Origin of the sequence: Paraburkholderia fungorum (genome assembly GCF_046027605.1) — a bacterium.
In the GTDB taxonomy this organism is placed as follows: Bacteria; Pseudomonadota; Gammaproteobacteria; order Burkholderiales; family Burkholderiaceae; genus Paraburkholderia; species Paraburkholderia fungorum_F.
Window position 1 is genome coordinate 620,352 of sequence record NZ_JAQQEF010000001.1, and the last position, 11,805, is coordinate 632,156.

At 60.9% G+C, this 11,805-nt stretch carries 10 protein-coding genes; 7 read left to right on the forward strand and 3 right to left on the reverse strand.

The window, feature by feature from the left end; translation table 11 throughout:
- Nucleotides 1–95: 95 nt before the first annotated feature.
- Together PQR53_RS02635 and PQR53_RS02640 are read right to left on the reverse strand one after the other, a co-directional pair.
- Entirely contained in the window at nucleotides 96–2,393 is a 2,298-nt protein-coding gene (locus PQR53_RS02635) for a xanthine dehydrogenase family protein molybdopterin-binding subunit (RefSeq protein ID WP_408451004.1), read from the reverse strand.
- Nucleotides 2,394–2,912 carry a (2Fe-2S)-binding protein gene (locus PQR53_RS02640; protein WP_408451005.1) on the reverse strand — a complete coding sequence of 173 codons (519 nt, stop codon included), beginning with the start codon at nucleotides 2,910–2,912 and terminating at the stop codon, nucleotides 2,394–2,396.
- A 136-nt stretch (nucleotides 2,913–3,048) separates the two neighbouring features.
- Here PQR53_RS02640 and PQR53_RS02645 point away from each other — a divergent pair, with 136 nt between their 5' ends.
- Complete coding sequence (locus PQR53_RS02645) at nucleotides 3,049–3,945, forward strand: LysR family transcriptional regulator (protein WP_408451006.1); 897 nt, start codon at nucleotides 3,049–3,051, stop codon at nucleotides 3,943–3,945.
- A 3-nt stretch (nucleotides 3,946–3,948) separates the two neighbouring features.
- On the opposite strand, the gene PQR53_RS02650 is transcribed toward PQR53_RS02645, so the two are convergent.
- Nucleotides 3,949–4,854, reverse strand: a complete 906-nt coding sequence (locus PQR53_RS02650; protein WP_408451007.1) for a LysR substrate-binding domain-containing protein — start codon at nucleotides 4,852–4,854, stop codon at nucleotides 3,949–3,951.
- Between the two features lie 241 nt (nucleotides 4,855–5,095).
- Between PQR53_RS02650 and PQR53_RS02655 the strand changes: the two genes are divergently transcribed.
- The 6 genes from PQR53_RS02655 (at nucleotide 5,096) to PQR53_RS02680 (ending at nucleotide 11,736) form a co-directional block, all read left to right on the forward strand.
- Entirely contained in the window at nucleotides 5,096–6,052 is a 957-nt protein-coding gene (locus tag PQR53_RS02655) for an amidohydrolase family protein (RefSeq protein ID WP_408451008.1), read from the forward strand.
- Nucleotides 6,052–6,978: an amidohydrolase family protein gene (locus PQR53_RS02660; protein ID WP_408426184.1), complete on the forward strand. Its 927-nt coding sequence runs from the start codon at nucleotides 6,052–6,054 to the stop codon at nucleotides 6,976–6,978. The genes PQR53_RS02655 and PQR53_RS02660 overlap by 1 nt, the downstream gene beginning before the upstream one ends.
- Before the next feature lie 113 nt (nucleotides 6,979–7,091).
- On the forward strand, nucleotides 7,092–8,489 hold the full coding sequence (locus tag PQR53_RS02665) for a UbiD family decarboxylase (RefSeq protein ID WP_408451009.1): 1,398 nt from the start codon (nucleotides 7,092–7,094) through the stop codon (nucleotides 8,487–8,489).
- Nucleotides 8,486–9,082: a UbiX family flavin prenyltransferase gene (locus tag PQR53_RS02670; RefSeq protein WP_408451010.1), complete on the forward strand. Its 597-nt coding sequence runs from the start codon at nucleotides 8,486–8,488 to the stop codon at nucleotides 9,080–9,082. Before PQR53_RS02665 ends, PQR53_RS02670 begins: the two co-directional genes overlap by 4 nt.
- Nucleotides 9,083–9,149: 67 nt before the next feature.
- A complete protein-coding gene (locus PQR53_RS02675) occupies nucleotides 9,150–10,277 on the forward strand; it encodes a CobW family GTP-binding protein (RefSeq protein ID WP_408451011.1) in 1,128 nt (375 codons plus the stop codon).
- Between the two features lie 115 nt (nucleotides 10,278–10,392).
- Nucleotides 10,393–11,736, forward strand: coding sequence for a nucleobase:cation symporter-2 family protein (locus PQR53_RS02680; protein ID WP_408451012.1), 1,344 nt, complete (start codon nucleotides 10,393–10,395; stop codon nucleotides 11,734–11,736).
- The last annotated feature ends 69 nt before the right edge of the window (nucleotides 11,737–11,805 follow it).

Sequence of the window (11,805 nt, forward strand, 5' to 3'; positions counted from 1 at the left end):
GCTTTCGTGTGGACCCCGGAAGTCGGGGTTAGCGTCCGAAAGCTGAGCCGACTATAGGTGCGGGCCGCCGGCCTCAGAAGTGCCGGACATCGAAATCACCTTTGCGCAAATGGGTGCACCGTGCGTGCAGCTTTCTCGTCAACCTTCCCCCGCGCCCCCACCTTCTCCAACTCAAACGGCGTCTCCCTCACCCTCCGCCCCGTCAGCCTGAACACCGCATTCCCCACCGCCGGCGCCACCGAGGGACTCGACAACTCCCCCACCCCGCCCGGTTTATTCGGATCGCCTTGCACAATCCAAATATCAACCTCCGGCATATCACTCATCCGCATCACCCGATACGTATCAAAGTTCGTCTGCTCAACCTGCCCATGCCGAATATCGATACGATCCGCCGTCGCATGCCCTAACCCCCACATCAGCCCGCCATACAGTTGTTCCTCAACCCCACCCGGCGAAACAGCCAACCCACAATCCGCCACACACGTCAGCTTCTCAACCACAACCGCATCGCCCTTCCGCACAACCCGCGCCACCACCGCGACATAGCTGCTATACGCCTGATTCGTCGCCACGCCCAACGCCGTACCGGCGGGCAACGCCTTCCCCCACCCAGCCCGCGCCGCCGCCTCACGCAACACAGCCTTATGCCGCGGGTCCTTCATATGCGCAAGCCGAAAGTCAACCGGATCACGCCGCGCAGCATGCGCAGCCTCATCCATAAAGGACTCCACCGCAAACACATTCGGGATATAACTCACCGCCCGATACCAACCCGTCGGCACCCCAGTTTCATGCCGCACCCAACCAATATCGACATGCGGCGCATCATAAGCAAACTCGTATTTGCTAATAGCTTCAGTGGTGCTGTAGTCCATCCGGTCCGGACGATCAAAATACCCCGGCTCCCATTGTTCCGGCGAAGCGGGCATCACAGCGCGCAACTGCAGCGTAGTGAGATTGCCACGCGCATCGAGCGCAGCTTTGGCACGGTGATAACTCGCCGAGTGATAGAAAAGCGCACGCATTTCATCTTCGCGGCTATTCATCAACTTGACCGGCTTAGCGGCTTTCAACGCGAGCCACGTCACCTCAAATAACCAATACTTCGTTTCCCGCGAGCCAAAGCTGCCACCCGAAACAAGCTCATGGAGCACCACACGCTCAGCAGGAATACCGCCGATCACCTCGGCCGCTTCCTGCACCGTGGAGGGCACTTGCAAACCACCCCAATATTCAATGCGCCCGTCTTTCGCCCAAGCGGTGACATTGATCGGTTCAAGCGCATTTGCCGCCTTATAGGGCATCGAATACGACGCCTCGATCACTCGCGCGTCATGTGGCCACGCCGTCTTCGCGTCGCCAGTATGAATCGTCGGCACAACCCGCGCAGTGGGATCGTCGAGCCATGCGGCCTGACGTGCGGCGAGCGTACTGCTGTCGAAGTTTTCCAGCGGACTGTCTTCCCACTCGACCTTCAGCGCCGCCCGGCCTTGATGCGCCGACCAATAATCATCTGCCAGCACCGCGACGCCCGCCTGATTGCCGCCGAGAATGTCAGGACGGCCAGGAATCTGCAACACCTGCCGCACGCCCGGCACCGCTAACGCAGCTTTGGCATCGACGCTACGCACGCGCGCATCGATCACCGGCGCGCGCGTGACGACAGCCACCAGCATCCCAGGCAACGACACGTCGATGCTGTACGGAAACGCGCCCCTCGCTTTTAGATCGGCACCCCGCTTCTTCTGTAACTTACCGATGTATTTGAACTGCGACGAGTCTTTCAACGCGACATCTTTCGGTGCGGGCAATTGCGCCGCCACACTCGCCAGCGATCCGTAATTCGCACGCTTGCCGCTAGCCTTGTCGATAACGAAACCATTTTCTGTCGTAAGCGCGGACGGCGACACGTTCCATTGTTTCGCAGCAGCAGCCATCAACATCGCACGCGCGGTCGCGCCTGCACGCCGCAAGCGCTCATATTCGAGCGACACACTCGTGCTGCCGCCTGTCGAAAACACCTTCCACAGCGGATGAATATAGTCGGCGTAGAACGGATTCTCCGGCGTGATCACATCGACGCGAAACGGATCGACATCGAGCTCCTCGGCAACAACAGCAGCCAGCGCGGTGCGCGTGCCTGTGCCGGAGTCGTGTTTATGGACGACCAGCTTGATCGTATCGTCGGGGAGCACGCGCACCCAGGCGTTCGGTTCGAACTCGCCGGCTTGCGGTTCAGGATCGCCGCTAGTGTTCTTATTACCCGCCAATGCTTCGGGTAATTGAAAGCCGATCGCGAGACCCGATGCCAACAATGCCGAGCTCTGCTTGATGAACCGTCGACGCGCGGAGCCGCGTGCGTCTTTCAGTGCTTGCTTGTCGTTATGCATTCAAGCCTCCTCGTCGGCAGAGGTGCAGACCGAAGCGCAAACTGGCATCACCGCGGCCAAGGAAGCATCGCCCGACGCCGCGCGCTTGATCGCCTTCCGAATCCGCGAATAAGTCCCGCAGCGGCAGATATTGCCCGACATGGCGGTGGTAATCGTTTCATCGTTGACGGTCGGCTTGCCCTTCAAGAACGAGGCCGCCTGCATCAACTGTCCCGATTGACAGTAGCCGCACTGCGGCACGTCTTCAGCGACCCACGCGAGTTGCAACGGATGCTTGCCGTCTTTCGACAAACCCTCGATCGTCGTGATGTGTTTTCCGGCCACCGCGGCAATCGGCAGCAAACAGGAGCGCACCGCCTCGCCTTCCAGATGCACGGTACACGCGCCGCAAAATCCGCCGCCGCAGCCGAATTTCGTGCCGGTCAATTTGAGCCGGTCGCGCAACACCCACAACAGGGGCATGTCTTCCGGTACATTGTCGAGCGAGTGCCGCGTGTCGTTGACCACGATCTCGATCATGCGCTGTCTCCTGATTGGTGTTGTGCAGCGCGGCGCGTCATTCAAAGGGTCCGCGTGCTTGCGGTCATTATTGAAAACCGTTAAGCACAACGCCAGCGACGATTTCTTCCATCACCCGTAAGTCCGGCTAACACCTATGTTGAAGCGCTACCCTTCGATCCAGTCGATGCAGGCTTTTCTGCAGGCGGCGCGCGTCGGCAGCTTTTCGAGTGCGGCGCGGCAGTTGTCGCTCACGCATAGCGCGATCAGCCAGCAGATCCGCACGCTCGAAGAGTTCGTCGGCCAGCCGCTGTTCGTGCGTGAAGGCGGCCGCGTCGTGCTGACCGATGCCGGCGTGCTGTTTGCGAATCAGTTGGCCGATGGCTTCGAGCAGATCGATCGGGCGTTGTCGTCGGTGAAAGAGCGCACGGTCAAGCAGTCGATGACGCTCGATGTCGATCCTGAACTCGCGCAGAGCTGGATGGCGGCGCGCTTGCCTGCGTTGCTCGGCGCGTTGACTGGCACGTCGTTGACGGTACTGTCCACGCCGCGCCACGACCGCAGCGCGTTCGAGCGCGTGGATATTGCACTGCGGTATGGGTATGGAGAATGGGACGGCTTCGAGAACGCGCTGATTTGCGGCGATCGACTGACTGCCGTGGGTTCGCCCACGCTTCTTGAGGCGCGCGGGCTGAGCCTCCCCCTTACGCCGGAACAGGTGCTCGATCTACCGCTGCTTGGCTATACGAAACGCTCGTGGATTCCGTGGCTCACCGCGGCTGGCCTACCTGCCATCGAACCGGATGCAGTGGCCGTGTTCGATAACGCCGCCGGGTTGATCGCAGCAGCAAGCGCAGGCGTAGGCGCGGGTTTGGCGCGCGGCCTGCTCGCCGCGGATGGGCGGCGCGAGGGGTGTCTGGTTGAACTCACGCAAGTGGAAATCCCCACGCATTACAACCTGTACGCGGTGTGGCCTCGGGAGAAAGCGGCGCGCGTGGCGCCGTTGATCGAAGTGATTCGCGAACTGGTCGCGCAGACAGTCGGCACGCGTTAGTCGTTAGCGTTCTCCGGCCTTCGAGTCCACGCTAGCAGCCACCTCCCGCAAGGTATCGAGAAACAACGAAAGCACCGGCGACGGTTCCTCAGCACGATAACGCGCATACAACGATACCTCCGGACGCGGCGCAGCCACCTGCACGAACGCGACGCCGCCCGTCGACAGCTGCCGCGCCGACGAAGGCAGCAACGCCACGCCCAAGCCTTCACGCACCAGGCACAACAGCGTATGCACCTCGACCACCTCCTGATCGATCTGCGGTGTAAACCCTGCCTCGACACAACAGTCCTGCAGAAAGCGCGCAAGCTGCGACTGCCGCAAACCAAACGACACAAAACGCTCCGCCTCCAACTCGCGCAACATAATCTCCTCGCGCGCCGCAAGCCGATGCCCTAACGGCAACGCCACCACCGCCGATTCGCGCATCACCACTTCACTACGAATCTCCGGGTCCTCATGCGAAACCCGGAAGAAACACACGTCCAACCGACGCTCCTTGAGCGCAAGAATCTGCGCGGCCGGCGTCATCTCATGCAGTGTCCACTGCACTTGCGGATGCTTCCCCGCGAATACCCTGAGTGCGCGCGGAATTGGCTCGACCATCGCCGAGCTAATGATCCCAATCTCGAGACTTCCCACCTCGCCACGCCCCGCGCAACGCGTCAGATCGATCGCGCGTTCGAACTGCGCGAAAATCAACGGCACTTGCTCCTTAAGTGTTTTCCCTGCATCCGTGAGCTCGACACGGTGTTGCGAGCGCATGAACAAAGCCGTTCCCATCTCCTCTTCAAGGATGCGAATCTGCTGACTGAGAGGGGGCTGCGAAATGTGCAGCCGTACGGCTGCCCGGCCGAAATGCAGTTCGTCGGCAAGTACCGCGAAGTAACGCAACAGCCGGATGTCCATATCGCAAACGTATCAAGATCGTGGTTAAAAAATATTGTACAGAGCGTTTTTAACTTGTGAGACTGCATCGCAAGCAGCAGTGCACATCAGTGTGACACTCGATGCCGGCGAGGGGAAGGCGCGTTAGTACTGCGTCTTGCAAAAGGCCGCATGGGCAAGCCCAACGGGCTGAGTTCCATCGATGCGCCTGCCCGCGATCCGGCAACTGGATACACCAGTTCCTCTCAAGGAGATCGAGTACATGATCATCGACACTAGCTGTTACCCGACCAATCTGGTCGACCTCGCGTGGCGCCATGACGGCGAGCCGTTTACCGGCGAGCGTCTGATCAGGACGATGGACGGCCCCTACATCATCAACGGCAAGCCGCGCCGCATCGACAAGGCATTCATTCAGCCGCCGCAAGGCAACACCATCTATACGTGGACGGATGGCAGCCGCTCGGGCCGCGAGTCGATCGACGACTACATGGCGTACACCGTGGAATGCGTTCAGAAGCATCCGGACCGTCTGCTCGGTTGCTTCGTCTACAACCCGCGTTGCGGTCCTGAGAACGGCGCCGAAGCCATCGAGTTTTACGCGAAGGAACACGGCTTCAAGATGGTGCAGTTGCAGGCCAACATGCATGCGTATCGGCCCGACCGCGCGCTCGACTGGCTGCGTCCTGCTTTGCGTAAATGCGCGGACCTCGGCCTGCTCGTAAAGCTGCACACTGGCGACGGCCCGTACAGCATTCCGAGCGAATGGTATCCACTGATCCGGGAATTCCCGTCGGTGAATTTCATCATGGCGCACTTCGGTGTGCAGACGGGTGGCGTGTATTGCTTCGAGCCGTATCAAATGGCGCTCGATACGCCGAACGTGTATTGCGAATCGAGCTGGTGCCTGCAATCGCGGATCGTCGAATTCGCGAAGGTCTTGCCGACGCACAAGATTCTCTACGGCTCCGACACGCCGCCGAACGAACCCGGCATGTGGCTGCGTTTGCTCGAAGTGTTGTGCCACGAGCCGCCGCAAGGGCTGAATCTCGACGAAGACACACTCGAAGATTACCTCGGCAACAACCTCGCGCGAATGATCGGTGTCGAGCCGAGCGCGCCGCCGAGAAGCGTCGAAGAAGCCCAAGCCTATCTGAAACAACATGCCGGAGCCGCGAACAAACACGCCGGCCAGGCTGATTACGCAGGAGCCCGCTGATGATCATCGATACCCATCTGCACCCGACCAATCTCGTCGACGAAGCGTGGCGCCATACCGGCGAACCGTTCACGGGCGAACGCCTGCTGAAGATGATGGACGGTCCGTACATCATCAACGGCAAGCCGCGCCGCATCGACATGGGTTTTATTCAACCGCCGCCGGGCAACACCGGCTATCGCGACGGCAATCGCCGCGGCCGTGAAGGCATTCGCGATTACATGTCGTATATCGCCGAACTCACACAGAAGTACCCGGATCGCTTTATCGGCAACTTCACGTACAACCCGCGTTGGGGTCCGGAAAACGGCGCAGCCGAACTCGAATTCCACGTGAAGGAGTACGGCTTCAAGATGCTCAAGCTGCACGCGAACATGCATGGTTATCGTCCGGACCGTGCACTCGACTGGTTGCGTCCCGCAATGAAGAAGTGCGCGGAGCTCGGCGTGGTGGTGCTGATTCACACCGGCGACGGACCGTACACGATTCCGACGCAGTTCTATCCGATCATCCGCGAATTCCCGATGGTGAATTTCATCATCGGTCACTTCGGGATTCAGACTGGCGGCAACTATTCGTTCGAATCGTTCTGGATGGCGATGGATACGCCGAACGTGTATTGCGAATCGGGCTGGTGCTATCAGTCGCGCATCGTCGAGTTCGCTCGCGAATTGCCGCGCAACAAGATCGTGTTCGGCACGGACTCGCCGCCGAACGAGCCGGGCATGTGGCTGCGAGAGCTGGAAATGCTGTGTGGTCCGGCGCCGCAAGGCATGGATCTGGATGAAGACGGTCTCGAAGACTACATGGGCAACAACATCGCCCGCCTGGTCGGCATCGAGCCGACCAGGCCGCCGAAGGATCTGGCGGAAGCGGAAAAGCGTTTGAAGGCCACTTACGTCAATGACGTAACGCAGCCGGCTTAACGCCCGTTAGCCGCTGCACGGCAGGCGCGGTTCGCGCCGCGTCTGCCGCTTGTTCGGCTTATGCCGGTTCGCTTTCGCTCACGCATTCGTTATGGCTTTCGACGGAGTTCACTATGGCGGATAACCTTTTCCGCGCCACGCAGGATTTTCATCGCTTTGCGCAAGCGTATCGCGAGCAGTTTCCCGACGACGTATTGACGCTGACCCAGCCTGTATCCGCCGACCAGGATGTCACCGCCGTCGTGGCCGAATTAGCGGCGCGCGGACGGCATGAGATGTTGATCTGCGAAAAGGTCGATGGCATTGCCACGCCGCTGGTCACCAATTTCTTTGCCTCACGCACGCGGATCGGCCGCCTGTTCGATGTCGATGCAGCCGGTTTATTCGACGCTTATCAGCAGCGCGCGAACACACCGATCGCGCCTGTTTTCGTTTCTCACGGTCCGGTTCTGGATCAGGTTATCGAAGGCGATGCCATCGATCTCGCACAATTGCCGATGATCCGCCACTTCGATACCGACCGTGGCCCGTACATCACCAATGCGGTCATCGTCGCTGAAGATCCGGTGACGGGTGTCGCGAATCTCAGCTATCACCGTTCGATGCGGCATGCCCGCAATGCGTTGGCGACGAGCCTGCATTCGCGTGGACATCTGTGGCGCATGCTGCAAACCGCGAAGGCACGCGGCGACGCGCTCAAGGTTGCGATGGTGATCGGCGCCCACCCGCTGTTCATGCTGGCCGCTGCGGCGCGCGTGCCGTTCGGCACCGACGAACGTGCGATTGCAGGCGGATTATTCGGCGCGCCATTGGAGTTGGTGCGCACGCCCCGTTACGGCATCGGCGTGCCGGCCTCGGCCGAATTCGTTCTGGAAGGCACGATCGACCCGGACGCCCACGCTGAAGAAGGCCCGTTCGGCGAATTCACCGGCTATTCATCGGATCGCTCGACCAACAACGTGCTGCGCGTCGACACCATGATGCGCCGTAACGATGCGTGGCTCGTCGACGTGGTCGGCGGTCCGTACGCCGAGCATCTGACGCTCGCCCGTTTGCCGCGCGAAGCCGAGATGAGCGAGAAGTTGAAAGCGCGCTTTCCTTCGGTCACGGCTTTGCACTATCCGAACTCCGGCACGCATTTCCACTGCTACGTCGCGCTGAATCAGACCCGCGACGGCGAAGCACGCCAGATCATGCTCGCGTTGCTCGGCTGGGATCCGTATCTGAAGAACGTGGTGGTGGTGGATAGCGACATCGACATCACCAACGATTCGCAAGTGCTGTGGGCCATCGCTACGCATTTCCAGCCGCATCAGGACGTGTTTATCGTCGACGGCTTGCCGGGCAGCCCGCTCGATCCCTCTTCATCCGCAGCGGGCACGACCTCGCGCATGGGCATCGATGCAACACGCGGTTCGAACTTCGACGGCATCCGCGCGCAGATCAGCGAGCGGGCATCGCGGCAGGCAGCCGAGATTCTGGCACGCGCCGCCGCCGGAGCCCAGCGATGAACCCGCGGCGGCTCGTCGTCGGCATCAGTGGCGCATCCGGCTTCACGTATGGCGTGCGGCTGCTGCAACTGCTGCGTCAGCTCGATATCGAAACGCATCTGACCGTTTCGCGCAGCGCCCTGCTGACGATGACGCACGAAACCGACTACAAGTTCGCCGAAGTCAGCGCCCTCGCGAGTTTCACCTACCGCTGCGACGACATGGCCGCAGCCATTTCCAGCGGCTCGTTCCGCTCGCTGGGGATGATCGTCGCGCCGTGTTCGATGAAGACGCTTGCCGAGATTGCCAGCGGCATGTCGTCGAGCCTCATCTCGCGCGCTGCCGATGTCACGTTGAAGGAGCGTCGTCCGCTGGTGCTACTGGCGCGTGAAACGCCATACACGTTGGCGCATCTGCGCAATATGATCGCCGTCACTGAAATGGGCGCCATTGTCGCGCCACCCGTACCGGCGTTTTACGCGCGCCCTGTTTCGCTAGACCAGATGATCGACCACACGCTAGGCCGTGTACTCGATCTGTTCGGTCTCGAAGCGGGCACCGTCAAACGCTGGAGAGAAAGTGAAATAGCAGCACAAGCACCGCATATCGCCTGATAGCCGAATCGTAACAGCTGCAATAACTGCACGAACCGCATCACGAACGAAGAAACGGAGACGAGCCATGAATCACATTCACACCACCCACAACGAAATCGAGAAAATCCCCGTCACGGTGCTGACCGGTTTCCTCGGCGCCGGCAAAACGACGCTGCTCAACTACATCCTGCGCGAGAAGCATGGTCGCAAGATCGCGGTGATCGAGAACGAGTTCGGCGAGATCGGCATCGACGGTGGCCTTGTGCTCGAATCGACCGAAGAGATCTATGAAATGACCAACGGCTGTGTTTGCTGCGTTGGCGCCGTTCGTGAGGATCTGGTGCGGATCGTGAGAATGCTGGTGGAAAGACCGGACCGCCTCGATCACATCATCGTCGAAACCAGCGGGCTAGCCGATCCGTATCCGGTTGCGCAGACATTTTTTCTCGACGATCCGATTGCAAAACAGGTCACGCTGGATGCCGTGGTGACGATGGTGGACGCGAAGCATATCGCCGCGCATCTGGACGATCTGGTGCTGGACGGCAGCGACAATCAGGCGGTCGATCAGATCGTCTGCGCGGATCGTATCGTGATCAACAAGGTCGATCTGGTGACCGCGGACGATATCGCTTCGCTGACGCAGCGCATCCGCGGCTTGAATGCCACGGCGGATATCGTCGAATCGAGCTATGCCCAGATCGATCTCGACAAGATTCTCGGCGTGGGTGCGAACGAGTTTTCGCAGATTCTGGTTGAGACGGACGGCTTGCGCGAAGAAGATGAGCACTCGCACAAGCATGCAAGCGAACACGGACACCAGCACGACCATCACGACGGCGAGCCCGGAGCGCACCACGCTCACGACCACCACGACGACGACCACGCCGACCACCAGCACGACGAAAGCGTGTCCTCGGTCGGCATCGAAGTCGACGCCGACATCGACCTCGACGCACTGCAAGCCTGGCTCACCGAACTGCGCGAGTCCGATGCCACCAACCTGTTCCGCATGAAGGGCATTCTCGCCGTGCAGGGCCAGTCGCACCGCTACGTGCTGCAAGGCGTGCACAACGTGATCGAACTACGCGCGGCGCAGGTGTGGGGCAGTGAACCTCGCTCGTGCCGCATTGTATTCATCGGACGCGATCTCGATCGCGCCGCGCTGACCGACCGCTTCCATGCCTGTCTTGCCGTGCCGGTAGCGGCCTGACGGGTGATCCGGTCGGCGCGCGATGTGATGCCGCACGGCGAGGTTGGTGCGGCGCGCTCCGATCGACCACGACAATCGCAGTACCCATCTTGAGTGGGACAGGAGGAGACACGTCATGAACACCGCCATACATCCCGTCGATCGGATTCTGCCGAAGCGCCAGATGATCACGCTCGGTTTGCAGCACATGCTAGTGGCTTATATCGGCGCGATTGCCGTTCCGTTGATCGTCGCGTCGGCACTGAAGATGCCGCCGGCAGACACTACCGTGCTCATCAGCACCGCGCTGTTTTGCTCGGGCATCTCGACGATCCTGCAGACCGTCGGCATCTGGAAGTTCGGTGTGCGTCTGCCGATTCTGCAAGGCGTGGCCTTCAGCAGCGTCGGGCCGGTCATCGCGATCGGCATGAGTCCGGGTGTCGGCTTCGCCGGCGTGTGCGGCGCGGTGATTGGCGCCGGTCTTTTCACGATGTTCGCGGCGCCGCTCGTCGGCCGCTTGCGAAGATTCTTCCCACCGGTGGTGACCGGCTGCATCGTGACCGTGATCGGTTTGCAACTGTTCCCTGTCGCGTATCAATGGGCCGGTGGCGGCGAGGCGGCGCAGCAGCAGTTCGGTGCGCTGCCCTTCCTGAGCGTCACGCTGTTCGTCGCGCTGGTGATTCTCGCGATCAACCGCTTTGCCGGCCCGTTCCTGCGTAATCTCTCGGTGCTGCTCGGCTTGATCGCGGGCGGCATTCTGGCGTGCTCGCTCGGCATGGGTAACTTCTCGAGCGTGAGCGCAGCGCCGTGGTTCACGCTGCCGGTGCCGTTCCACTTCGGCACACCGGTGTTTTCGGTGGTGCCGGTACTGACGATGATCGTCGTGATGGTGGTGCAGATGGTCGAGTCGATGGGTCTGTTCGTCGCCATTGGTGACATCGTCGACAAGGACGTGAGCGAGGATGACGTGGTGCGCGGCATGCGTGCGAACGGTCTGGCGAGCGCGATTGCCGGCATGTTTGCGGCCTTCCCGTTCATCGCCTTCATGGAGAACGTCGGCCTTGTGATTCTGACCGGCGTGCGCAGCCGCTGGGTGGTGGCGATCAGCGGCGTGCTGATGTGCGTGGTGGCGCTGGTGCCGAAGATCGGCGCGGTGGTCGCCTCGACGCCCGCAGCAGCGCTCGGCGGCGCCGGTATCGCAATGTTCGGTGTGGTGGTGGCCGCCGGCGTGCAAACGCTGGCGAAGGTGGACTTCGAGCGCAATCGCTACAACGTGCTGATTGTCGGCTTCACGATTGCCACCGCGCTGATTCCGGTGATGGCGCCGCAAGTCTTCAAGCACATGCCCGACTGGACGCAGCCGTTCCTGCATAGCGGTGTGGTGCTGGCGTGTCTGGTGTCGGTCGTGCTGAACGCGGTATTGAACGGCGCGCATGAAGATGAAAAGGTCGTCGAGGCGCACAACCTGGTACGCGAATAAGCGGGTGACGCAGTAGAACGAGCGCGGCCGTCGCCCCTCTTTTAGACCGGCGGCCGCTTCTCAGCAACT